The following is a 21,460-nucleotide window of genomic DNA, read 5'->3' as shown; positions in this document are numbered from 1 at the left end:
CGATCGACGACACGAACCGGCCGCGGTCTCCGCGGCCGGTTTTGTTTTGAGCGCTTACTGATTGCTGCCGATGAATTGCAGCACGACCTCGCGGCGGTGCGGGTGCTTGCGATGCTCGATCAGATAGATCGCCTGCCAGGTGCCGAGCGCGAGCCTGCCGTTCAGGACCGGGACCTGGAGCGAGGTCCCCGTCAGCATCGTCTTGATGTGCGCGGGCATGTCGTCGGGTCCCTCTGTGTCATGGGTCCACCCGGCGTTCTCCGGTGCGAGCCGTGACAGCGCCGTGGCGAGGTCGACCAGCACGGAAGGGTCGGCGTTCTCCTGAATGGTCAGCGAGGCCGAGGTGTGGCGGATGAACAGCGTCAGCGCGCCATCGCGCGCGTGAACGTCCTTGATGAACTTCGTCGCTTGCGCGGTGAGATCGACGAAGTCTCGCCCGGGCGTCGGCACCGTCAACAGGGCGGTACTGATGACCGTGGCCTGCACGGTCGATGGCACCGAACGCGTCAGCTGTTTCCCAGGCGTCATTCAAGCTCTCAAATCTTCCCCGACACGTCCTTCTGCACGCGGTTGGCCATGTCGATCAGCCGCCGCCAGGCTTTTTCCAGGAACGACATCACGCGATCGACGTCCTGGTCGCTCGGCAGCGGGATCTCGATCTTGCGCTCGCCCTCGGCGGTCTTGGGCTCCGCCTTCTTCAACTGGTCGGATTTCGGCAGCGCCTCGTCGACCTTGCCCGACACCGTCGGCCCAGCCGCGAGTTGTCCCTTCAGCCTCTCGACCTCGGCCTGGAGCCTGCCGATCTCGGCGTCCAGTGCGGTCCGCTCGTCGGGCACCGCGTAGCAGGCCCAGCCGGCGTCGTTCTTGGCGCAGGTCGATACCGTGCCGGTGCGCGTGTCGAGCCGCAGCACGCCCTCGGGGATGGGAGTCATGCTGTAGCGACCGTTTTCGCCGTCGGGCCCGGATTGCGCGGCCACGAGGCCGCCGCTAACGATCATCACCGCGGCCGCGCCCGCAAGCCATGATGTTGTGGATGACATCGCTGGTCTCATCGCCCTCTCCGCCACGGCGCTACTGCGGCTTCTGCGCAATTCTACACCGCCATCAAGCAATCCGCCGCCAAAAACCGGCCTCTGAAATCAACGAACACGATGGCTGCTTTGATCCAGGCAGTGCGGCGAAAGGACAGCTGCATCCGCCGATCGCGAGGAGACCTGCTGCGGTGCGGCGTCACGCTGTGTGCAGCGCTGTCGCACACGCCGATATCGCCAAATAAATCAGACACATAACCGAAAGCGACGCAATCGTGACTTGGCTTGACTTGATTATGGGCCATCAGTATGGTCCGCGCGGCTTTTGAGGGTGGCGGGCGTAATTTCCATTTGGCCGCAGCGTTTCGGGTCTTTGTCGCATGGCACAGAGCACGGGACACGGTGAGAATGGAGATCGCGATAGATCGTCCGAGGAAGCTGCGCTTTCCGATCGGCTCGGAAATCTTGATCAGCGGTTGTCCGAATTTCGCGACCGCAGGGCCAAGACCGAGCAACCCGCAGGTGACGATGGAGACAAAGCGGCCAGAGCCTCGGCGATGGCGCTTGGTTTTCGGTTATCCTCCGAGTTGGTCGCCGGTGTCGCTGTCGGAGCGGGGATTGGCTGGGGGTTCGACCGTTTGCTGTCGACGTCGCCTTTCGGATTCATCGTGTTCCTGCTGCTGGGCTTCGTCGCCGGCGTGGTGAATGTGGTGAGATCGGCAGGCGCGGGTCAAAACAGGCGCGGTGGTTCTTAAAGCTGGTCCCACCAGGAGAGGAATGATCGTGCCGGCCTCGCCGGTACGGGCCGGCCCGGCCGGCAGACCGAGACACGCCGGCATTGCCCGGCAGACCAAGAGACGCCGCGCTGATGAAAATCGATCCGATCCACCAGTTCAACATCGAGCCTCTCTTCACCCTGGGCCATATCGGCAATCACACGATCGCCTTCACCAATTCGTCGCTCTACATGCTGGTGGCGGTGGCGATCATCTCGATCCTGATGCTTGCCAGCGGCACGCAGCTGGTTCCCGGGCGCCTGCAGTCGGTCGCCGAAATCTCCTACGAATTCGTCGCCTCGACCATCCGTTCGACGGCCGGCGCGGAAGGCATGAAGTTCTTCCCGCTGATCTTCTCACTGTTCATGTTCATCTGCGTCTCGAACCTGGTGGGCATCATTCCTTATACCTTCACGGTCTCGAGCCATTTGATCGTCACCGCGGCGCTCGCGTTGTTGGTGTTCTTCACGGTCCTGATCTACGGCATCTACAAGAACGGCCTGAAATTCTTCAAGATTTTCGTTCCCCACGGCGTCCCCATCTACATCCTGCCGCTGGTCATGTTCATCGAGATCCTGTCGTTCTTCCTGCGGCCGGTCTCCCACAGCGTTCGTCTCTTCGCCAACATGCTGGCCGGCCACATCGCGTTGAAGGTGTTCGCGGGCTTCGTCGCCATGCTCGGTTTCTCGCTCGGCGCCGTCGGCTGGGTCGGCGGCGTACTGCCGCTGGCGCTCACGGTCGCGCTGACCTCGCTCGAGATCCTGGTCGCGTTCCTCCAGGCCTACGTGTTCGCGATCCTGACCTGCATCTACCTCAACGACGCCATTCATCCGGGACACTGAACGGTCCGGGGAATTTCCACCCACAACCCCATCTTTCTTCCAAGGAGTCTAAAATGGATCCGGCAGCAGCAAAACTTATTGGCGCGGGCATCGCGTGCATCGGCATGGGCGGTGCGGGCGTCGGCGTGGGCGTGATCTTCGGCAACTACCTCGCCGCAGCCGTGCGCAACCCGTCGGCCGCTCAGGGCCAGTTCGGCAACCTGATCTTCGGCTTCGCCGTGACCGAAGCGCTCGGCATCTTCTCGCTGCTGATCGCGCTGCTGCTGCTGTTCGTTCCGCTCTGAGGACGACGTTTTTCGCGCCGTTCCCATTCCTTGGGACGGCGCGTGTGACAGCAACAGGAGAACTCCATGGCTGAGAGTCATGGCGGCGCGAAAGGTCCGACGGCGGGAGCTCACACCGAGGCTGACGGTGGTCACCACGGTGGCGGTTTTCCGCCGTTCGAGAGCAGCAGCTTTGCTTCACAGCTGGTGTCGCTCGCGATCTTCTTCGTCCTGCTTTACGTGATCGTGTCCAAGCTCGCCCTGCCGCGCGTCGGCGGTGCGATCGAGGCGCGTCAGAACAAGATCGAGGGCGACCTCGCCGAAGCGCAGAAGCTGAGGGACCAGTCCGACGCGGCGCTGAAGGCCTATGAAAGCGAGCTCGCTGCGGCGCGCACGCGGGCGCAGGCGATCGGCAACGAATCCCGCGACAAGGCGAATGCGCAGGCCGAAGTCGAGCGCAAGGCGCTGGAAGAACAATTGGCGGCCAAGCTCGCCGGGGCGGAGAAGACCATCGCCTCGACCCGCGCGGCCGCCATGAGCAACGTCCGCGGCATCGCGGCCGATGCGGCAGGTCAGATCGTGCAGCAGCTCACCGGCGTCGTTCCGGACGCCGCGTCGGTCAATGCCGCGGTCGATGCGTCCTTGAAGGGTTAGTCGAGATGTTCTTCGAACCTGAATTTTGGGTCGCCGTCGCCTTCGTGATCCTGATGGTCGTGTTCGGCTATCTCGGGGTCTTCAAGACGGCGATGACGGCGCTGGATCATCGCGCCGAACGCATCAAGGCCGAGCTCGACGACGCCGCGCGCCTCAGGCAGGAGGCGGCCAAGGTGCTCGCCGACTACAAGGCGCGCAGTGCCACGGCCGAACGCGAGGCTGCCGACATCATCGCCAACGCCAAGGCCGAAGCCGAGCGCATCGCGACCGAGGCCAAGGCGAAGATGGAAGACTTCGTGGCCCGCCGGACCAAGACCGCGGAGAGCAAGATCGCGCTCGCCGAGGCCCAGGCGCTGGCCGACGTCCGCGCCGCCGCCGCGGAAGCCGCCGTCCAGGCCGCTTCCACGATCCTGTCGCAGTCGGTCAGAGGCCAGGTCGCCGACGACCTCCTCGCCAAGGGCATCAACGAAGTCAGGCAGAAGCTGAACTGAGGAATTTTGCCTTCACAACCAAAAAGCCGGCGCGATGAGCGGCGGCTTTTTTGTTTGTCGGGTAACAACACCCACAATCGCGGTGTCGTCACACGCGGGGGCGGGTGATCCAGTACGCCAAGGCTTTCGGTTCAAGCACCGTGGCCTCTGGAATACTGGATTGCCCGCCTTCGCAGGCAATGACAGCCGAGATTGCCGCAAGACTTCAGGCTACTTCTTCTTCCGCGCCTTCGGCTCGGGCGAGAGCGCCTGCGGGTCGAAGCCGACATAGAAAATATAGCTATCGGCCGCCGCGGGCGCCGGCACCGGATAGGTCATGTCCTCGGCGACGAAGGTGAAGGGCACGCTGCCGCCCTCGGTCATCTCGACCGTGGTCCGGTAGGCCTTCGAGGCGATCACCTTCTCGCCGACGCCGCCCTGCACCACGGCGATGCGGAGCGGCACCTCGACGGAGGCAGGCGCACCGGCGGGACCGGCAATGACGCGACCCTGGATCCCGATCCGGGCCGTGATGCCGGCGCTGCTACGGGAACATTCGCGCGCCATCTTGGTGATCGAGGCCTGGAAACGGATCTCATTGCCGACGGCAGGCTTGCCGCCGGCGCCAACCGCATAGGTCGAGGCCCCCGCGCGCACCGTGACCTGCGGGCAATCGAGGTCATCATCGGCCGGTTGGCCGGGCGTAGGCGCCGGCTTGGGCTCGGCCGGCTCGTCGGACTTGCCCCCGAACAGGCTCTTGAAGCGGTCGGTCAGTGACTGGGCCGCCGCCGGTGAGACCGAGGCGAGTTCGATCGACAATGTCAGCGCGATCGCCGTTCCCAGCTGCAACGCGTTCCGCGATGACCGAAGCTCCTGCACCATCGACGCCCGTACTCCATGACAATTGTCCGGCCGATCGCCGGCCGGGGCATGCGGGTTATATCGCCAAAATCGGCGAACCCAAGGCAGCAAAAGAGGGATTCGGCCGCACGAATCGGGCAGCTCAGCCGCGCAAATCCTCGTGCAGCAGGCCGAACAGCAGGTGATCCTGCCAGACCCCGTTGATGCAGAGATATCGGCGCGCCAGGCCCTCGCGCGAGAAGCCGCACTTCTCCAGCACCCGGATCGACGGCGCATTGGTGGGGATGCAGGCCGCCTCGACCCGGTGCAGATTGAGCTCGCCGAACAGCGTCGGCAGCAGCACCCGCAGCGCGGCCGTCATGTAGCCGCGATGGGCATGAGGCTGGCCGACCCAATAGCCGATCGTGCCGGCCTGCACGATGCCGCGCCGGACATTGGCCAGCGTGATACCGCCGACCAGGGCCCCGTCGAGCTCTCGGAAGATCAGAAAGGGATAGGATCGGTCCGCGGCAATGTCTTCGGAATAGCGGCGCAGGCGGCGCCGGAAGCCGGACCGGGTGAGATCGTCCGAGGGCCAGATCGGCTCCCAGGGCGTGAGATAGTCGCGGCTGGTTTCCCGCAAATGGGCCCATTGCAGGAAGTCCGACATTTGCGGCGCGCGCAGGAGCAACCCGTTGCCGCGCGGCGCGAGGGTGGCGGGTCCACTGGATGGCAGGCGAAAGAGGGCCATGGTGATGCTTTCCGGGGCTGGGCGCCCTTGGGACGGCTCTCCTAGTGCAGCCGCGCCTTGGCACGTGCCCGGGTCAATCCTTCCGCGAAAGATACCGCGGTGTCCAGACCCCTGCCGCTGCCCAACGCGACAACGGCGGGCCGGCTCCGCGACAGCAGCGCACGCGCCGCGTCCCTTGTCGATTCGACGCTGACGGCATCGATCCGGGCCACCAGTTCCTGCGCCGTCTGCGGCCGCCCGTAGGCGAGCACATGCCGGGCGAGTTGCTCGGCACGGGAGGAGCAGCTCTCCAGTGCCATCAGGAGACCCGCCTTCATCTGCGCCTTGGCCCGCGCGATCTCGGCCTCGGTCAGCGTCTCCACCGAATCATTCATGACGTCGACCACGACCTCCATCATCTCCGGCGCGTCGGCCGGGTCGGTGCCGGTGTAGAGGCCGAAGAAGCCGGTGTCGGTATAGGGCGCGTGGAAGGTGTAGATGGAGTAGCAGAGACCGCGCTTCTCGCGCACCTCCTGGAACAGTCGCGACGACATTCCGCCGCCGAGGATGTTGGTGAAGACCTGGAGCGAGAACAGCGACGGATCGCTCTGCGGCACGCCTTCCAGCGCCAGCGTCAGATGCGCCTGCTCGAGCTCGCGATGCACCACCTTGTTGCCGCCCTTGCCGAATTGAGCGATTTGCGGCTTCGGCCCCGGCGTCCCCTCGAAACTGGCAAAGCGTCTCTCGACCTCGGCGACCACCTGGCCGTGATCGACCGCGCCGGCCGCCGCCACCACCATGTCAGGCCCGCGATAATGCGTCGAGAGGTAGCCGCGCAGCATGTCGCGGTTGAAGGTGCGCAGCGTCTTGGCCGTGCCGAGCAGGGAGCGACCCATCGGCTGGTCGGGATAGCAGAGCTCGTTCAGATGCTCGAACACGACGTCGTCGGGCGTATCCTGCGCGGCACCGATCTCCTGCACGATGACGTTCTTCTCGCGCTCCAGCTCGTCGGGCTCGAAGGCGGGATTGGCGAGGATGTCGGCGAGCACATCGAGCGCGAGCGGCACGTCGGCCTTGAGCACCCGTGCGTAATAGGACGTGGTCTCGGTCGAGGTACCGGCATTGAGGTCGCCGCCGACCGCCTCGATCTCCTCGACGATCTCGCGCGAGGAACGCTTGGTCGTGCCCTTGAACGCCATGTGCTCGAGCAGGTGCGAGATGCCGTGCTCGTTCGGCTTCTCGTCGCGTCCGCCGACGCCGGCCCAAACGCCGAGCGCCGCAGTCTCGAGATGGGGCATCTCGTCGGTGACGACGGTCAGGCCGGAGGCAAGTTTGGTCATCTCGACGCTCATCCGGCAACTCCTTGCTTTGCGGCGCGGCTGACCGACAGCACGAACCGCTCGACCTCGGCCTGATCGTTCTTCATCACCCTCATGTGTTCGGATTTGGTCATCAAGCCGTCGAGCCAGACGGGCAGTTGCGGCCGCTGGCCGCAGGCCGTCTCGACGGCATCGGGGAATTTGGCCGGATGGGCCGTGGAGAGCACGATGCTCGGCACCCTCGTGTCGGTGGTGTCGCGGTCCGCGACAGCGAGCGCCACTGCCGTATGGGGATCGACCAGTTCGCCTGCTTCGCGCCAGGCGGCGCGGATCGCAGCCGCAGTCTCGGTCTCGTCGGCGCGCCCTGCATCAAACTCCTCGCGGATCGCGGCAAGCGTCGCATCGGGCAGCACGAAACGTCCGGACTGCTTCAGCGACTCCATCAGACGGCGCACGCCTGCTGCATCGCGCCGGCTCGCCTCGAACAGCAGCCGCTCGAAATTCGACGATATCTGGATGTCCATCGACGGCGACGCCGTCGCGTGCACCTCACGCACCTCGTAGATACCGGTCTTCAGCGTCCGCGCCAGGATGTCGTTGACGTTGGCGGCGATGCGCAGGGTGCGCACCGGCAGCCCCATGCGCTTGGCGACGTAGCCGGCGAAGATATCGCCGAAATTTCCTGTCGGCACGACGAAATCGACCGCGCGCGCCGGCGCACCGACGGCAACGGCGGAGGTGAAATAGTAGACCACCTGGGCGACGATGCGCGCCCAATTGATGGAATTGACGCCGGACAGCGAGGTCGCATCGCGGAAGCGATGGTTGTTGAACATCCCCTTCACGATGGCCTGGCAGTCGTCGAAGGTGCCCTCTACGGCGAGCGCATGGACGTTGGCCGCGCCTGCCGAGGTGATCATCCGCCGCTGCACCTCGGAGATGCGGTCGTGCGGAAACAGCACGATGAGATCGACATTCTCGAGTCCCGCAAAGGCCTCGACCGCGGCGCCGCCGGTGTCGCCGGAGGTGGCGACCACGATGGTGGTGCGCTGGCCGCGCTTGGCGAGCACGTGGTCCATCAGCCGCGAGATCAGCTGCATCGCCACGTCCTTGAAGGCGAGCGTCGGACCGTGGAACAGCTCGAGCACGAACTGGTGCGGCGACATCTGGCGCAGCGGCACCACCGCGGGATGCCGGAAGGTGGCATAGGCCTCGTTCGCCATACGACCGAGCTCGGCATCCGTGATCTCGCCGCCGGCGAAGGGACGAATCACATCGACCGCAACCTCCCAATAGGGGCGGCCGAAGAAGCCGGCGATCATCTCGGTCGGGAGCTGCGGCCACGTTGCCGGCACATACAGGCCACCGTCGCGGGCAAGCCCGGTCAGCATCACGTCACAGAAGCCGAGTTCGGGGGCCTCGCCCCGGGTCGAGATATAACGAGTCAAACTGCCCTCCAAAGGCCGGGCCGAACCGAGGCCCGGTCCCTAAGCCTTTGATTTTACGAAATTACTTGATAACAGCCAGAGGCTTTGGGCTACCATAAAGTGTTTTGCGGCATCGGGAAACCGCTTCCGGCGCTTCCCCGTCCATTGAAAAAGGGCTGCGGCATTGCCGCAGCCCTTCTCTTGGAAGGTCTGTCGTTGTGTGCAGACCGGTTTGCTTCGTCGGGGTCGCCGCCCGTCAAAACTGTTCTGGCAAGCTTTCGTCGCCCGTCACGAAATCGTCAAGGGCCAAAACCGTGCCGGCGGAAGAATGTTCCTATTTTTCCCGCAATGCCTCGGGCGCCCATGAGGCAGTACAGCCGAGGTCTATTTCCAACTGCGACTTTTTCCCGAAAGATTGTCCGCTGCAGGAACGAATACAGCCACAGCCGATTGTGTCCGCGGATGGGTGTCAGCCCGTTGTCCATGCATTGCCCGGCCAACGGCGGCGTCGATCCGTCGACCGAACCGCTGCATCCTGGAGCAGCCGGTTCGGTCTCCGGCAAAAGGTCAGTTCATCCCGATTTCCACTGCGATCCGGATCAGGTCGGAGTGGTTCTTGGCGCCCAGCTTCTGCTTGAGCAGGGATGTGGTGTTGGCCACGGTTTTGTAAGAGATGCCGAGCGCCTCGGCGACCTCGACGATCTTGTCGCCGCGTCCAAGCAGGCGGAGGATTTCGAGTTCCCGCGGGGTCATCTGCGAGGCCGGATTGGCTTTGATCGCCGCACCGGAAAACGTCACGGCTTCCGCAAGCTGCGGCGAGATGAAATTGTCTCCCGCGACCACCTTGCGCACCGCTTTGAGCAGCATCCGGGGATCGTCGCCCTTGGAGACATAGCCCTGCGCTCCAAGCTCGACGGCCCGTACCACAAAAGCCGGATCGTCGTTCATGCTGAACATGATGATCTTGGCGTCGGGATCGTCCTTGCGGATGCGTCGCATCAGCTCGAAGCCGGAGACATCGGGCAGGCTGATGTCGATCACGGTGACGTCGGGCCGTTTGCTGACATAGGCGCGATGACCGGATTTGGCGTCGCTCGCCTCGTCAATGCGAATTGAATGGTCGGATGCGAACAGGGTGCGGCAACCGGAGAGCACCACGGGATGGTCGTCGACGATCAGGACCCTGGTCGCCAGCTTGGCGGTATCTTGCATCGCGCACTCTCTTGTTTTCCGACTCATAGACCGGCGGGAACAAATGGAAAGAGTAAATTCCGCCGATGCGCGTTAGAATTGGCCTAATGTGGCAACGACTTTCGTTCAGGACGCAACTGTTTGTTCCGCTCGGCGCCAGCTTTCTGGCGGCGCTGATCCTGGCGGGCGTGCTGCTCCAGACATTCGCAACAGGCCAATTGGCGGCGGAGAACGAGCCGAGACGGCGTTCGACAGAGGCGATCGCCGCCGCGCTCAACCATAGCCTGCGCACATCGGACAATCCACGGCAGACGCTCGAGGCCTTTGTCCATTCTTTGGACACCTCCTCCGATATCCAATTCCGCGCGCTGGATGCAGATCCCGCGCCGTCACCGAAGGACGGCCTGCACAAGCCGCATGGCGTGCCGCAATGGTTCATCGACCTTCTCGCCGTCTCCGACATGGATGCGGCATCCCCCGTGACGATCGACGGCAGACGCATCGGCGATATCGTATTCCTGCAGGATATGTCGGCTGATCTGTTCGAGAAATGGATCGGCTTTCTCGCGCTCACCAGCCTGGTTGCCGTGCTGATGATTCTTACCGGCACGATCGCCTATGTCTTGGCGGGATCGGTCTTGCGTCCCTTACAAGATCTCGGCAAAGGTCTCACGCGAATACGACGGGGCGACTACACCAGGCCGATTCCCGTCGGGGGTCCGCCGGAAATACGGCAAGGCTGCGAAGAGGCGAATGCGCTGGCTGCAACGCTGGCGCAATTGAGCCAGGACTATCGCGATCTGCTGCACCGCCTGGTGTCGCTCCAGGACGACGAGCGGCGCGATCTCGCCCGCGAATTGCACGACGAACTCGGACCGCTGCTGTTCAGCATCCGCGCCAGCACGATCGCGCTGGTCGAGGCTGCGCCGCCAGTGGGACATTTCGGCAGTTCGGTACAGGACCTGCTGCAATCGGTCGAGGCGCTCCAGCAGACCAATCGCCGTATCCTCGATCGGCTGCGGCCGCTCTATATCGAGGAGCTGGGCCTGTCGACCAGCGTGCAGACGCTGCTCCGGACCTTTCGCAATCAGGCACCGCATATCGTCCTGACCGACACGATCGACGCTGATCTGAACGTGATTGGCGGGGCGTTGGCCCAAACTGTCTATCGGCTGATCCAGGAGGCACTGACCAACGTGCTGCGCCATGCCAATGCCAGCAGCGCCCATGTACGGGCGACCGTCGCCAGCGAGACGCTCGCCATCGAGATCTCCGACGACGGCGGCGGCTTTCCTGCGGGCAACGTCTTCGGCCGGGGCTTGACCGGCATGCAAGAGCGCGTGCGCGCGCTCAGCGGATCGCTGTCCCTGTTGCGCGTGGATGAGCGAACTTACGTCCGCTGCCGTCTTCCTCTCGAGACGCGGGACCCGTCGTGATCAGGCTAGACTAGCATACGCAGCCATTATGCGCGTTCTGGCGCGCGGGCTCGCATACCGTGCTGCGGATCTTGCCTTCCGGGCTGAAGCGAAACGAGGCCTGAATGCGCAGCGCGCCGGCGACGGAATATTCGAGATCGACGCCGTGGGGCGCCGGATGGATTTCCTCCAGCCCGAAACCTACCGACGAGAAGGCGCTGAGCCGCGGCTGCCAATAGGCTTCGAGCTCGCCCCGTCCCTGATATCGCTGCGTGCCGTTGCACGTGCATTCGAGCTGGGCGTCGTCGGCATAGAGGTCGAGCAGCGCCGTGAGGTCGCCCTTCCGGCAGGCGTCCACCCAATCGACGATAATTCCCATCTGGTCGAAATCGCTCACGCCGCAATCCTGTCTGCCGCGGAAAGTACCAGCGGCTTAGGACCACATTCGTGAATACGCGCTGAATAATAAACTCCGGGCGATACCGGGTTCCCTCGAGATAATCCGGATAGGCTCAGCTCTGCCGCCGGCCTCTTGCCCACACGGCGAAGGCGATCAGAACGGCGCCTGCAAGCGTGAACCAGGTTATGGCATATTGCAGGTGGTCGTCCTTCAGATTCACGTCGAGCGGCCCCGGACGCGGAATGCCATTCGCAGGCGAAGGATGTTCGAGATCGAGATAGAAGGGCGCGACCGCGCCCCAGCCGAGCGCACTTGCGATTCCCAGATGATCGCGCACGAACCAGAGCCGCTTGTCGCGATTCTCCGCCGGCGTCAGCCAGCCTGGCGCCTCGGGAAAGCGCAGATAGCCGGTGAGCGCCACCGGCTGGCCCGTGACGAGCTTCTTCACGGCGCGATCCTCGACACCGCGATCCTGCATCGTGTTCTCGACGAAGCCCGCATCGATCACGACCGTCTCGCCCGTGGGCAGTCGCGCCGGCAGGAACGCCCAGGTACCCGGGCCGGAAGCGTCCTTGCGCACCGCAGAGCCGGAGGAATACACCATCGCATCGGGCAGGGCTGCGTAGGTGGCGGTGAAGCTGACGCGGCGGAATTCATCGCGAGCAGGATTCAGCGCGGTCCACGCCGCCGGCGGCGGCAGTGCGACGGGCGCCGCCGCAAGCCGCTCGGTGAGCGCTGCTATCAGCTCGTGCTTGGCGGTCCGGCGCTGCAGCTGCCAGACACCGAGCGCGCCGAATGCGGCCGTCAGGAACAGCGTGAACAGCGCGAAGCCGCCCACGCGGGCCTTGCGTCCAGGCTCGTTCATTTCTCGCGATCGATCAACCGCCCCGGCGCCGCCTTGTGATGGAACTGCAGCGCGATCAGCAGCGACTTCATCGCACGCAGCGGCAGCAGCGTGGTGGCGAGGATCAGCGGCAGCCAGAGCGCCGCATGCAGCCAGAACGGCGGCTGGTACTTGACCTCGACAACGAGCGCGCAGCCGACCACGATGGCGCCGGCGAGCATGATGATGAAGATCGCCGGACCGTCGCCGGTATCGATGAAGGCGTAGTCGAGGCCGCAACGGTCGCACGCCGGCGCGAGCGTCAGGAAGCCCGCATAAAGCTTGCCCTGGCCGCAACGCGGGCATTTGCAGGCAAGCCCGCGCATCGCGCTTTGCAGGACGGTGGTTTCGGACTGGGCTGTGCCGGCGGTGTCGTTCATGATGGCGGACTCTATCACAGTTTCCGCCGAACGTTCGGCGGCCGGCAAGCAAAAGGGCGGCCCTGCGGCCGCCCTTTCTGATCGGTTCGATGCAACTTAGTGCGCGGCGTGGGCCATGGTCTCGGCGCCGCGTCCCCATACGTAAATGCAGAGGAACAGGAACAGCCAGACCACGTCGACGAAGTGCCAGTACCAGGCGGCAAATTCGAAGCCGAGATGCTGCTTCGGCGTGAAATGGCCGGCATAGGCGCGGAACAGGCAGACCAGCAGGAAGATGGTGCCGACCAGCACGTGGAAGCCGTGGAAGCCGGTCGCCATGAAGAACGTCGCGCCGTAGACATTGCCGGCGAAGGAGAACGCCGCGTGGCTGTACTCATAGGCCTGCACGCAAGTGAACGCCGCACCGAGCACGACGGTGAGGATCAGTCCGTATTTCAGGCCCTGGCGGTCGTTCTCGAGCAGCGCATGGTGCGCCCAGGTCACGGTGGTGCCAGAGGTGAGCAGGATCAGCGTGTTCAGGAGCGGCAGATGCCAGGGATCGAACGTCTCGATGCCCTTCGGCGGCCAGGTGCCGGGGACCGAGCAGGCGCCGGGCTGGGTGCCGAGGCCGCAGCCGAACACCGCATCGCGGGTGGCATGGACAGCATCGGCCGGAAACAGCGCGGCATTGAAATAGGCCCAGAACCAGGCGACGAAGAACATCACCTCGGAGGCGATGAACAGGATCATGCCGTAACGGTGATGCAGCTGCACCACACGGGTGTGGTCGCCCTTGTACTGAGCTTCCTTGATCACGTCGGCCCACCAGCTCGCCATGGTGTAGAGCACACCCACGGTGCCGACGCCGAACACGATCGGCGCGGCAGAGAACATGTGGTGCATCCAGGCGATCGCGCCGACCGCCATGATGAAGGCCGAGAGCGAGCCGACGGCCGGCCAGGGAGAGGGATCGACCAGGTGATAGTCGTGATGCTTGGTGTGCGCCGTAGCCATTCCGTCTCTCTCCTCAATCCCGTGCCTGTCAGGCACTTATCCCCTTGTTCCGACCGTCTGAGCGTGAGCCCGGCGGTCAGAGATTTCCCTTGCGTTTGTCATCCTCGCTAGCGGCGAGCGGCTTCACCACCGGATCGCGCACCGGATAGAACGTGTAGGACAGCGTGATCGTGCTCAGCCTGTCATTCTCGTGGTCGTCGACGATCGACGGATCGACGTAGAACACGACCGGCATCTCGCGCTTCTCGCCGGGCGCCATGGTCTGCTCGGTGAAGCAGAAGCAGTTGATCTTCTGGAAATAGGAGCCGACCGTCAGCGGCGCGACGTTGTAGGCGGCCTGGCCCGCAGTGGTGCGCGCGGCCTGATTGGTCACGGTGTAGAAGACGGTCACGACCTGGCCGATATTGACCTCGATCTCGCTCTGCTCAGGCTCGAACTTCCAGGGCAGGCCGGCCGCGACGTTGGAATCGAAGCGCACCGAGATCTTCCGCGCGATCGGGCCACTGGCCGGCGCAGAGGTCGCGACCTGCGTCGTGCCGTTGAATCCGGTGGCGCGGCAGAACCAGTTGTAGAACGGCACCGCTGCGTAGGAAGCACCGACCATCAGCGCGACCACACCGCCGCAGATCGAAGCGACCAGCGCGTCGCGGCCAAGGCCACTGAAACCAAGGCTCCCGAAACCAAGGCCACCGAGACGGCTCTTGGCGGCGGTCCGGCTCTGATCCTGCGATATGGTCGGCTCGTGATCCATGTTTCCTACATCGGCCGCACTAGTACCGCCGGTCCCTTGACCATGGTGACGGCGAAGAACAGCAGCACGAGCACGCCGAGCGCGAGCGCGATTGCGATCGAACGCTGACGACGGCTCTTCTGCTGCGCCTCGGTGAGGACGATTCCATCTGGCTCGGGTTTGTCAGCCATTCCTGCCTCATGCGCCCCCAACCATCGGAGCAAGCGCCCGGTACACGACCTCGGCCAGCAGGGTCGCGAACAGCGCGAACAGATACAGGATCGAGAAGGCAAACAGCTTGCGGGTCGCGCGCAGCGACTGGCTGCGTTCGCGGCGCATATAGACGTTGATCGCGAGCACCAGCATGCCGGCGCCGAGGATCAGCGAGACGATGCCGTAGACGGCATCGAAATAGCCGAGCGCCCAGGGCGCCGCGGCGACCGCGATCAACACGATGGTGTAGAGCAGGATCTGGAGACGGGTCGCGTCGGGCCCGGCGACGTTGGGCAGCATCGGAACGCCTGCGCGCGCGTAGTCGTCGGAGCGGAACAGCGCCAGCGCCCAGAAATGCGGCGGGGTCCAGAAGAAGATGATGGCGAACAGCAGCAGCGGCTCGACGTCGACCGTGCCCGTCACCGCAGCCCAGGCCACCACCGGCGGCAGCGCGCCGGCGGCGCCGCCGATCACGATGTTCTGCGCGGTCCAGCGCTTGAGGCACATCGTATAGATCACGACGTAGAAGAAGATGGTGAAGGCAAGCAGCGCGCCGGCGATCCAGTTGACGAGGATGCCGAGTGTCATCACCGAAAAGAAGGCGAGCGTCATGCCGAACGCCATGGCTTCGGGACGGGTGATGCGGCCGCGCGGGAGCGGCCGGTTCGCCGTGCGCGACATCTTGGAGTCGATATCGCCTTCGAGCGCCATGTTGAGCGCTCCGGAGGCGCCGGCACCGACCGCGATGCAGAGCAGCGAGGTGATCGCCAGCACGGGGTGGAAATGCCCGGGCGCCATCGCCATCCCGACCAGCGCGGTAAAGATGACCAGCGACATCACCCGGGGCTTGAGCAGCGCGAGATAGTCGCCAACCTCCGCTTCGGAGATGCGGGGATTGATGTCGATGGCGTTCTGGTCGAGGACGGACACTTAGATCTACTCGCTTCGTTATAGCGCCGCGGCGCCCGTCACGGGCGCCGCGGAAGATTTGCTTACTGCACGCGGGGCAGCACTTCGAACTGGTGGAAGGGCGGAGGCGAGGACAGCGTCCACTCCAGCGTGGTCGCGCCGGCACCCCAGGGGTTGTTGCCGGCCGGCACCTTGCGGGCGAAGGCGTCGATCACGCAGTAGAGGAAGATCAGCACGCCGAAGCCGGAGATGTAGGAGCCGATCGAAGAGACCAAGTTCCAGCCGGCGAAGGCATCGGGATAGTCGACGTAGCGGCGCGGCATGCCCGACAGGCCGAGGAAGTGCTGCGGGAAAAACACCATGTTGACGCCGATGAAGGTGACCCAGAAGTGCGCCTTGGCCAAAGCCTCGTTGTACATGTAGCCCGACATCTTCGGGAACCAGTAGTACCAGCCGGCGAAGATCGCGAACACCGCACCGAGCGACAGCACGTAGTGGAAGTGCGCGACGACGTAGTAGGTATCCTGCAGCACGCGATCGACACCCGCGTTCGCCAGCACGACACCGGTGACGCCGCCGATCGTGAACAGGAAGATGAAGCCCACTGCCCAGATCATCGGGGCGCGGAATTCGATCGAGCCGCCCCACATGGTGGCGATCCAGGAGAAGATCTTCACGCCGGTCGGAACCGCGATGACCATCGTGGCCGCGACGAAGTAGGCCTGCGTCGCCGAGGACATGCCGACCGTGTACATGTGGTGCGCCCACACCACGAAGCCGATACCGCCGATCGCGACCATGGCGTAGGCCATGCCGAGATAGCCGAACACGGGCTTGCGCGAGAAGGTCGAGACGATCTGGCTGATCATGCCAAAGCCGGGCAGGATCAGGATGTACACCTCGGGGTGACCGAAGAACCAGAACAGATGCTGGAACAGCACGGGGTCGCCGCCGCCGTCGGGGGCGAAGAACGTCGTGCCGAAATTGCGGTCGGTGAGCAGCATGGTGATCGCACCGGCGAGCACCGGCAACGACAACAACAGCAGGAACACCGTCACCAGGATCGACCATACGAACAGCGGCATCTTGTGCAGGGTCATGCCCGGCGCGCGCATGTTGAAGATGGTGGTGATGAAGTTGATGGCGCCGAGGATCGACGAGGCGCCCGCCAGATGCAGTGACAGGATCGCGAAGTCGACGGCCGGGCCCGGATGGCCGGAGCTCGACAGCGGCGCGTACATGGTCCAGCCGGCGCCGACGCCGTTGGCCCCCGGCTCGCCCTCGACGAAGGTCGACATCAGGAGCAGCGCGAAGGACGCCGGGAGCAGCCAGAACGAGATGTTGTTCATGCGCGGGAACGCCATGTCGGGTGCGCCGATCATCAACGGCACGAACCAGTTGCCGAAGCCGCCGATCATCGCTGGCATGACCATGAAGAAGATCATGATCAGGCCGTGGGAGGTCACGAACACATTGTAGGTGTGCGTCTCGTGGAAGATCTGCACGCCGGGGTACATCAGCTCAGCACGAATCGCGATCGACATCGCGGCACCGATGATGCCGGCGATGACCGCGAAGATGAGGTACATCGTGCCGATGTCCTTGTGGTTGGTCGAGTAGACGTAGCGGCGCCATCCGGTCGGATGGGCGTGCTCGTCATGTCCGTGGTCTTGGGCGTGATCGCCGTGTGCCGCTGCGCTCGTTGCCATTTTCAAATCCTGCCTTGCGTCCCGTTCGGACCTTGGGAGGTCCCGCCCCTTTTTTCGCTTTCAGTCCCTCAAGCCGTCACCCGACGCTCACTGCGTCGGGCCGGCCGCGGAGGCGTAGGTGCTGGTGCCGCCGCTCGCAAATTTCTTCTTCGCCGTCTCGACCCAGGAGGCGAACTCCTGGTCGTTCACCACGCGCACGGCGATCGGCATGAAAGCGTGATCCTTGCCGCACAGTTCCGAGCACTGACCGTAGTACACGCCCGTCTTGGTGGCCTTGAACCAGGTCTCGTTCAGGCGGCCCGGAATGGCGTCGATCTTGATGCCGAAAGCCGGCACCGCGAAGGCGTGGATGACGTCGGCGCCGGTGGTCTGGACGCGAATCACCTTGTTGACCGGCACCACCATCTCGTTGTCGACGCCGAGCAGGCGGGGCTGCTTGTCCTGTGCCATCAGCGAGTCGAACTCGAACTTGCCGTTGTCGGGATAGGCATAGGACCAGTACCACTGCTTGCCGGTCGCCTTGATGGTCAGATCCGCCTTCGGCACGTCGAGCTCCAGGAACAGAAGCCGGAACGACGGCACCGAGATGCCGACCAGGATCAGCACCGGCACGAGTGTCCAGGCCACCTCGATCAGCGTGTTGTGCGTGGTCCGCGACGGCACCGGATTGGCCTTCGCGTTGAACTTGATGACCACGATCACGAGCAGCGCCAGGACGAAAAGCGTGATCAGGGTGATCAGCACGAACAGGAAATTGTGGAACCAGATGATGTTGTCCATCACCGGGGAACCGGACTGCTGAAGCGTCCACTCCCACGCCGCCGGTTGCCCGAGCTCGGCGAATGCCGCACCACCCGTCGCCAGCGTGATGCCAGCCGCCGCCAAGGCGATGGTGGCCAATCCCAGCAATTGCCGGCCCACCCGACCCATCGACATCCTCATGCCGTTCGCACTCCCCTTACGAAATCACCCCAAGTGCATTCCCCTGCTTCCGGGAAACGCTTATTCGATCCGCCAGTCCGACAAACCGCCACGCAAGAATACCTCTAAGAGGAATTGGGGCCAGATCGCTAGAACGCGAAATCAAGCCTCTCAAATCATAATTCTTGATCTATCGCAATGCAGTCTTGAGCCCGGTCTGTCAGCCATCACCGGCAAGATATTTCCTAGAAACATCAAACAAAAATACCGTTTCCCGGGATGCCGCGGCTTGACAGCGGAATTGCCCGCGGTAGGCACTGGCGGATGGCCGCGCAGGAGCCTGATTCGCGCGGGCGGCGGCGGCGCGAGGCGGCGTGGAATTTGCTTGGGAATCGCCTTCAAGACGCCGTCATTCCCGTATCACTCCGCCAGATCAGTCCGCCAAGCGCGAGCGACCCAGGCGAGCAGAGGGACAGACCCGATGGGGCTTTCGAGATCGATGGCAAAGCCGGCTAACGGCCTCCCGGCGCTGGCCGCCCTGCTGGCTGCAATCATCCTTCTGGCACTCCCCGGCCTCGCCCATGCGCAGGGCGCGGTCCGCTCCGTCCATGGCGACTGGCAGATTCGCTGCGACACCCCGCCCGGCGCCCAGACCGAGCAATGTGCCCTGATCCAGAGCGTGGTGGCGGAAGACCGCTCCAACGCCGGCCTGACCGTGATCGTGCTCAAGACCGCCGACCAAAAGAGCCGCTTGATGCGCGTGGTCGCCCCGCTCGGGGTCCTCCTGCCCTCCGGCCTGGGCCTCAAGCTCGACAACCAGGACGTCGGCCGCGCCGGGTTCGTCAGATGCCTGCCCAACGGCTGCGTGGCGGAAGTGGTGATGGACGACAAGCTGCTCGGCCAGCTCCGCAGCGCGAAGACCGCAACCTTCATCATCTTCGAGACCCCCGAGGAAGGCATTGGCTTCCCGCTCAGCCTGAACGGGCTCGGCGAGGGCTACGACAAGCTGCCGTAGCGTCGGATGGGGCGCCGGTGAGCGATCCTATTGTTTCCGTAATGTGAGGCTTGGCGCCTCGCGGAACCGGCGCGAAACCATTATCTTGCCTCACAGCCCCCCGATAATGGACGGACGCATGACCAACCCTGCAACAACCTCCCTGCTCGACCGTGCCAATCTCGACCGCGACCAGGTTCGCAACGAGGTCGCGCGCGGGCTTTCGGGCGCCGACGACGGTGAATTGTTTCTGGAGTACAGCCAGACCGAAGCGCTGATGTTCGACAATGGGCGGCTGAAGCAGGCGACCTACGACACCTCGCAGGGTTTCGGCCTGCGCGCCGTCAAGGACGACGCGGTCGGCTACGCCCATTCCTCCGACGTGTCGCTGCCGGCGCTGATTCGCGCGGCCGACGCGGTCGCAGCCGTGCGCGGCGGCTATTCGGGCAGCTTCGCGGCGCCGCCCCCGCACACCAATGTGCGGCTCTATGGCGATGACAATCCGCTTGATGCGCCCGGTTTCGAGACCAAGGTCAAGCTGCTCGCCGAGATCGACGCTTACCTGCGCGACAAGGATCCGCGGGTGCGGCAGGTCAGCGTGAGTCTCGGTGCGACCTGGCAGGTCGTCGAGATCCTGCGCCCCGACGGCGAGAGCTATCGCGACATCCGTCCGCTGGTACGCGTCAACATTTCCGTCGTGGCCGGCCAAGGCGACCGCCAGGAGAGCGGCAGCAAGGGCTATGGCGGCCGTGCGGGCTATGCCGAATTCATCGAGAGCAGGAACTGGCGCGAGGCCGCCGACGGTGCGCTGCGCGAAGCGCTCGTCAACCTGGAATCGATCCCTGCCCCCGCCGGCGAGATGGACGTCGTGCTCGGCGCCGGCTGGCCCGGCGTGATGCTGCATGAAGCGGTCGGCCATGGCCTGGAGGGCGACTTCAACCGCAAGAAGACGTCCGCATTTGCCGGCCTGATGGGCCAGCAGGTCGCGGCCAAGGGCGTCACCGTGGTCGATGACGGCACCATCGCCTCGCGGCGCGGCTCGCTGTCGATCGACGACGAGGGCACGCCGACCAACCGCACCGTGCTGATCGAGGACGGCATCCTCGTCGGCTACATGCAGGATCGCCAGAACGCGCGGCTCATGAACATGAAGCCGACCGGCAACGGCCGTCGCCAGGGTTATGCCCATGTGCCGATGCCGCGCATGACCAACACCTACATGCTCGCGGGCGACCGCGATCCGGCCGAGATCCTCGCCTCGGTCAAGAACGGCGTTTTCGCTGCGAATTTCGGCGGCGGCCAGGTCGACATCACCTCGGGCAAGTACGTGTTCCAGTGCACCGAGGCCTACAAGATCGAGAATGGCAAGCTGGGAGCGCCGCTGAAGGGCGCCATGCTGATCGGCAACGGGCCGACCGACCTGCATCGCATCCGTATGGTCGGCAACGACCTTGCGCTCGATACCGGCATCGGGACCTGCGGCAAGAACGGTCAGGGCGTGCCGGTCGGTGTCGGCCAGCCGTCGCTGCTGATGGAACGCATCACGGTGGGTGGAACGGGCGCATGAGCGTTGAGAAAGCAACTGTCACTCCGAAGCGGAAAAGCAGCGGCTGGAGCGGACAACTCGTGCAGCTCGCCGGCATCGTGGCCGCGGTCTTCATCGCCAAGGGCGCGCTCGCCGAGCCGTTCTACGTGCCGTCGGGCTCGATGGAGCCGACGCTGTTGATTGGCGACGCGCTGCTCGCCTCGAAATTTCCCTATGGCTACGGCACCTCGTCGCTGCCTATTCAGATCAGCCTGCCCGAGAGCGGACGGGTCTTCGCGGAGACGCCGAAGCTCGGTGACGTCGTCGTATTCCGCTGGCCCGGCGACCGCTCGCAGGCCTGGGTCAAACGCGTCGTGGGGCTGCCCGGCGACCGGATCCAGATGCGGCAGGGCCAGCTCTTCATCAACGACCGTCCGGCCGAGCTGAAGCCCGACGGCGTCGGCGCCGCCGAGGACGACCATGGCGGCAGCGAGCCCGCCTATCGCTATGTCGAGACACTGCCGAACGGCGTCTCGCATCTGATCTTCAAGATGCGCGAGAACGGCCCGCTCGACAACACGCCCGAAGTGACGGTGCCGGCCGGGCATCTCTTCGTGCTCGGAGACAACCGCGACAATTCCGCCGACAGCCGCGTGCCGCTGCGCGCCGGCGGCGTCGGCCTGTTGCCGATCGACAACCTGATCGGCCGTGCCGATGCCGTGCTCGGCTCCTGGGATCTCGGCATGCGCGGCCAGCCGGTGTGGACCTGGCTGTCCGGGTTCAGGCTGGCACGGTTCTTCACCGCGGTGCATTGACCTGCATCTTTCCTGCCAGCGGGAGAGCGG

General features: G+C 64.5%; 26 protein-coding genes. 9 read left to right on the top strand and 17 right to left on the bottom strand.

Annotated elements, in window-relative coordinates:
* Nucleotides 1-54: 54 nt before the first annotated feature.
* The 3 genes from EHH60_RS20705 to EHH60_RS37625 are packed head-to-tail and all read right to left on the bottom strand — an operon-like array spanning nt 55 to nt 1,336.
* Nucleotides 55-528, bottom strand: coding sequence for a secondary thiamine-phosphate synthase enzyme YjbQ (locus EHH60_RS20705; RefSeq protein ID WP_124161287.1), 474 nt, complete (start codon nt 526-528; stop codon nt 55-57).
* 8 nt (nt 529-536) lie between these two features.
* The gene (locus tag EHH60_RS20700; RefSeq protein ID WP_124161286.1) at nt 537-1,052 is read right to left on the bottom strand and encodes a hypothetical protein; all 516 of its coding nucleotides are present in this window, start codon (nt 1,050-1,052) and stop codon (nt 537-539) included.
* A 41-nt stretch (nt 1,053-1,093) separates the two neighbouring features.
* Nucleotides 1,094-1,336, bottom strand: coding sequence for a hypothetical protein (locus EHH60_RS37625; protein ID WP_199751674.1), 243 nt, complete (start codon nt 1,334-1,336; stop codon nt 1,094-1,096).
* A 75-nt stretch (nt 1,337-1,411) separates the two neighbouring features.
* On the opposite strand from EHH60_RS37625, the gene EHH60_RS20690 reads away from it, so the two are divergent.
* The 5 genes from EHH60_RS20690 (at nt 1,412) to EHH60_RS20670 (ending at nt 4,057) form a co-directional block, all read left to right on the top strand.
* On the top strand, nt 1,412-1,786 hold the full coding sequence (locus tag EHH60_RS20690) for an AtpZ/AtpI family protein (protein ID WP_124161285.1): 375 nt from the start codon (nt 1,412-1,414) through the stop codon (nt 1,784-1,786).
* 113 nt (nt 1,787-1,899) lie between these two features.
* The gene (locus EHH60_RS20685) at nt 1,900-2,649 is read left to right on the top strand and encodes a F0F1 ATP synthase subunit A (protein ID WP_124161284.1); all 750 of its coding nucleotides are present in this window, start codon (nt 1,900-1,902) and stop codon (nt 2,647-2,649) included.
* A gap of 53 nt (nt 2,650-2,702) precedes the next feature.
* Complete coding sequence (locus tag EHH60_RS20680; RefSeq protein WP_007599451.1) at nt 2,703-2,933, top strand: F0F1 ATP synthase subunit C; 231 nt, start codon at nt 2,703-2,705, stop codon at nt 2,931-2,933.
* A 66-nt stretch (nt 2,934-2,999) separates the two neighbouring features.
* Entirely contained in the window at nt 3,000-3,566 is a 567-nt protein-coding gene (locus EHH60_RS20675) for a F0F1 ATP synthase subunit B family protein (protein WP_124161283.1), read from the top strand.
* 5 nt (nt 3,567-3,571) lie between these two features.
* Nucleotides 3,572-4,057, top strand: coding sequence for a F0F1 ATP synthase subunit B family protein (locus tag EHH60_RS20670; protein ID WP_124161282.1), 486 nt, complete (start codon nt 3,572-3,574; stop codon nt 4,055-4,057).
* 210 nt (nt 4,058-4,267) lie between these two features.
* On the opposite strand, the gene EHH60_RS20665 is transcribed toward EHH60_RS20670, so the two are convergent.
* The 5 genes from EHH60_RS20665 to EHH60_RS20645 all read right to left on the bottom strand — a co-directional run bounded on the left by EHH60_RS20665 (nt 4,268) and on the right by EHH60_RS20645 (nt 9,564).
* Entirely contained in the window at nt 4,268-4,918 is a 651-nt protein-coding gene (locus EHH60_RS20665) for a hypothetical protein (protein ID WP_124161281.1), read from the bottom strand.
* Between the two features lie 121 nt (nt 4,919-5,039).
* Nucleotides 5,040-5,627 (bottom strand): GNAT family N-acetyltransferase, encoded by a 588-nt coding sequence (locus EHH60_RS20660; protein WP_124161280.1) that lies wholly within the window; start codon nt 5,625-5,627, stop codon nt 5,040-5,042.
* Between the two features lie 41 nt (nt 5,628-5,668).
* Entirely contained in the window at nt 5,669-6,958 is a 1,290-nt protein-coding gene (locus EHH60_RS20655; RefSeq protein ID WP_124161279.1) for a M16 family metallopeptidase, read from the bottom strand.
* Complete coding sequence (gene thrC / locus EHH60_RS20650) at nt 6,955-8,373, bottom strand: threonine synthase (protein WP_199751671.1); 1,419 nt, start codon at nt 8,371-8,373, stop codon at nt 6,955-6,957. Before thrC ends, EHH60_RS20655 begins: the two co-directional genes overlap by 4 nt.
* 546 nt (nt 8,374-8,919) lie before the next feature.
* On the bottom strand, nt 8,920-9,564 hold the full coding sequence (locus EHH60_RS20645; RefSeq protein WP_124161277.1) for a response regulator transcription factor: 645 nt from the start codon (nt 9,562-9,564) through the stop codon (nt 8,920-8,922).
* Between the two features lie 86 nt (nt 9,565-9,650).
* On the opposite strand from EHH60_RS20645, the gene EHH60_RS20640 reads away from it, so the two are divergent.
* Nucleotides 9,651-10,979 (top strand): histidine kinase, encoded by a 1,329-nt coding sequence (locus tag EHH60_RS20640; RefSeq protein WP_124161276.1) that lies wholly within the window; start codon nt 9,651-9,653, stop codon nt 10,977-10,979.
* Nucleotides 10,980-10,989: 10 nt separating this feature from the next.
* On the opposite strand, the gene EHH60_RS20635 is transcribed toward EHH60_RS20640, so the two are convergent.
* The 9 genes from EHH60_RS20635 to coxB all read right to left on the bottom strand — a co-directional run bounded on the left by EHH60_RS20635 (nt 10,990) and on the right by coxB (nt 18,117).
* Nucleotides 10,990-11,355, bottom strand: a complete 366-nt coding sequence (locus EHH60_RS20635) for a nuclear transport factor 2 family protein (RefSeq protein WP_124161275.1) — start codon at nt 11,353-11,355, stop codon at nt 10,990-10,992.
* 115 nt (nt 11,356-11,470) lie between these two features.
* Nucleotides 11,471-12,223 (bottom strand): SURF1 family protein, encoded by a 753-nt coding sequence (locus EHH60_RS20630; RefSeq protein ID WP_124161274.1) that lies wholly within the window; start codon nt 12,221-12,223, stop codon nt 11,471-11,473.
* On the bottom strand, nt 12,220-12,621 hold the full coding sequence (locus EHH60_RS20625; RefSeq protein WP_124161273.1) for a DUF983 domain-containing protein: 402 nt from the start codon (nt 12,619-12,621) through the stop codon (nt 12,220-12,222). The genes EHH60_RS20630 and EHH60_RS20625 overlap by 4 nt, the downstream gene beginning before the upstream one ends.
* Nucleotides 12,622-12,717: 96 nt before the next feature.
* Nucleotides 12,718-13,614: a cytochrome c oxidase subunit 3 gene (locus EHH60_RS20620; RefSeq protein ID WP_124161272.1), complete on the bottom strand. Its 897-nt coding sequence runs from the start codon at nt 13,612-13,614 to the stop codon at nt 12,718-12,720.
* Nucleotides 13,615-13,690: 76 nt separating this feature from the next.
* Entirely contained in the window at nt 13,691-14,365 is a 675-nt protein-coding gene (locus EHH60_RS20615) for a cytochrome c oxidase assembly protein (protein ID WP_124161271.1), read from the bottom strand.
* Between the two features lie 5 nt (nt 14,366-14,370).
* Entirely contained in the window at nt 14,371-14,535 is a 165-nt protein-coding gene (locus EHH60_RS20610) for a cytochrome c oxidase system small membrane protein (protein WP_124161270.1), read from the bottom strand.
* Between the two features lie 7 nt (nt 14,536-14,542).
* The gene (locus EHH60_RS20605; protein ID WP_124161269.1) at nt 14,543-15,487 is read right to left on the bottom strand and encodes a heme o synthase; all 945 of its coding nucleotides are present in this window, start codon (nt 15,485-15,487) and stop codon (nt 14,543-14,545) included.
* Nucleotides 15,488-15,549: 62 nt separating this feature from the next.
* The gene (gene ctaD / locus EHH60_RS20600; RefSeq protein WP_124161268.1) at nt 15,550-17,175 is read right to left on the bottom strand and encodes a cytochrome c oxidase subunit I; all 1,626 of its coding nucleotides are present in this window, start codon (nt 17,173-17,175) and stop codon (nt 15,550-15,552) included.
* Between the two features lie 87 nt (nt 17,176-17,262).
* Nucleotides 17,263-18,117 carry a cytochrome c oxidase subunit II gene (gene coxB, locus EHH60_RS20595; protein WP_124161267.1) on the bottom strand — a complete coding sequence of 285 codons (855 nt, stop codon included), beginning with the start codon at nt 18,115-18,117 and terminating at the stop codon, nt 17,263-17,265.
* 460 nt (nt 18,118-18,577) lie between these two features.
* Between coxB and EHH60_RS20590 the strand changes: the two genes are divergently transcribed.
* The 3 genes from EHH60_RS20590 to lepB all read left to right on the top strand — a co-directional run bounded on the left by EHH60_RS20590 (nt 18,578) and on the right by lepB (nt 21,430).
* A complete protein-coding gene (locus tag EHH60_RS20590; protein WP_124161266.1) occupies nt 18,578-19,111 on the top strand; it encodes an invasion associated locus B family protein in 534 nt (177 codons plus the stop codon).
* A 118-nt stretch (nt 19,112-19,229) separates the two neighbouring features.
* On the top strand, nt 19,230-20,657 hold the full coding sequence (tldD, locus tag EHH60_RS20585; protein WP_124161265.1) for a metalloprotease TldD: 1,428 nt from the start codon (nt 19,230-19,232) through the stop codon (nt 20,655-20,657).
* Nucleotides 20,654-21,430, top strand: coding sequence for a signal peptidase I (lepB, locus tag EHH60_RS20580; RefSeq protein WP_124161264.1), 777 nt, complete (start codon nt 20,654-20,656; stop codon nt 21,428-21,430). Before tldD ends, lepB begins: the two co-directional genes overlap by 4 nt.
* The last annotated feature ends 30 nt before the right edge of the window (nt 21,431-21,460 follow it).

This window comes from Bradyrhizobium sp. RP6 (genome assembly GCF_003837805.1).
Lineage (GTDB): Bacteria > Pseudomonadota > Alphaproteobacteria > Rhizobiales > Xanthobacteraceae > Bradyrhizobium.
The sequence above is the reverse complement of the archived record's forward strand: the minus strand, read 5'-3'. Positions and strand labels throughout refer to the sequence as shown.